The sequence below is a fragment of the Pseudomonadota bacterium genome, assembly GCA_022361155.1.
Taxonomy (GTDB): domain Bacteria; phylum Myxococcota_A; class Polyangia; order Polyangiales; family JAKSBK01; genus JAKSBK01.
This window is the reverse complement of sequence record JAKSBK010000438.1, coordinates 1-1,695: the sequence shown is the minus strand read 5'-3', so window position 1 is coordinate 1,695 and position 1,695 is coordinate 1. Positions and strand designations below refer to the sequence as shown.

The 1,695-nt window shown below is 64.5% G+C and carries 1 protein-coding gene; it reads left to right on the top strand.

Annotated elements, in window-relative coordinates:
- Positions 1-403 (top strand): hypothetical protein (locus MJD61_16640; GenBank protein ID MCG8556890.1); only part of this gene is annotated, 403 nt, incomplete at its 5' end.
- Between the last annotated feature and the right edge of the window lie 1,292 nt (positions 404-1,695).

Sequence of the window (1,695 nt, the reverse complement as noted above, 5' to 3'; positions counted from 1 at the left end):
GCGACGGCGACGCGATCAACGGATGCGAGTCGCGGATGCCATGCACGGTGAGTCAGGGGGGCATCGCGGGCCGGCAGGGACCATGATGCGGTGGGAGTGGGACATGCAGACAAAACCTGTTCGAGGCTACGACCGGGCGCCCACGTGGACCGCCTGCGCGATCGCTACCCTCCACGTGCTCCTTGGCACGCATGGCTGCTACGGGACCAGCAACAGGCCGCCGGTGTTGCGCCCCATGACCGACAGCGGTCTTGACGCGGCCGCTGGCGCGGATGGCGGCGGCGGCACGGGCGGCCGGGGTGTGGATGCGGGTGCTGCCGGTACGGGCGTCGCAGGTGGCGGCGGCGCTACGGCTGGCCGGGGTGGCTCCGACGTGGATGCGGGTGCTGCCAGCGCTTTGTAGATGTTTTTTGCGAAGAACGGGGTGTACTGCCGGCGGGTCGGCCCGGTGGGCGGGGCGTTTCGCGGGGACGGCCGACGTGCACGATGTGCGCGCAATGGCCAAGCTCACCAGCGGATTCCTAGGCGCGCACGCACGTCGGCCTCGGAGCGCGCGCCAACCCGGACAATGACCCGCATGCGGGTTGGCACGCGCTACGCCCCGCGAAACGCCCCGCCCACCGGGCCTGCATGCTTGCGTTGCCGCGCTACCGGCAAGCGCACGCCCTGACTTTCGTTGGGCCGGACCCGAATCCCGACGGCAAGACTCCAGTGCTGCCCAGCGACGCCGGTGACGCGACCCCGCGTGACGCAGTAACCGACGCTGGCGCTGGCGATGCGTTGCTCCCTGGCGCCACCAACGTCGGCGGCTGCGGATGCAACCTCACACGCAGCACAACCTCCGCCTCGTGGATGTACCTGTGCTTGGCTCTTAATCTTACGGCGCTTCTCTTGTTCCGCCGACTCTTGTTCCACCGACTCTTGTTCCACCGACGCCGCCAGTTGAGCCGGGTCAGAATATCCGACGCCTTGACGTATATTTCCAGCAATTGCAGGGTTTGGGCTGGATCTGACGCCAATTCTCGAAAAAAGATCGATCAACCCTGTGGGGTTAATGCTGTGACAAAGCAGGACACTCTTCGTTGGCTGTCTTACGAAGAAGGTCAAAGCGGTGTACTGCGTCGTTTGACAGCTGAAAGCGCATTCGGGCATGAAGAATCGCCGCCAGCCTAGCGTGTTCATTTTGCGCGATCAAAGCCGCATTCATGATGTCCCAGATCGAGGACCAGGTCCAGGAAACTTCCTGGAGCACCCTTTGAGCACCCTTGACACCGGTAGCGACTTCCGCTTAGTCCAGTAGGAGTAGCGTAAAGAGGCTACCAACGAACGCGGGCTAGCCGCTCCGATTGCGGCAAGTGGGAGGATGCTATGGGAACGTCGTCGGTATTCAGTGGGTGGTCGTCGACCATTGGTGGCCAGCCAGGCAGAGCGGGCTGGGCCTGTGCCCTTTCGCTCGGGCTGCTGGCAGGATGCGGTGTCGAGGGCCCATCCACGTCAAGAGCCCCCAACACCGAGTCTAGGCGCGCGGTGCAAAGACCAGCGGGCCCATCTAAGTCTAGGTCAGGGGTCGTGTCCGCGGAACCGATAGGCGTTGGACACCCTGTTGGTACTATGCGAGGGATCGCGGGCACGGATCTGACGGGCGCAGCAACGGAGGATGACGACGACCACGGTCCAATCGACGTCGCGGCGCCT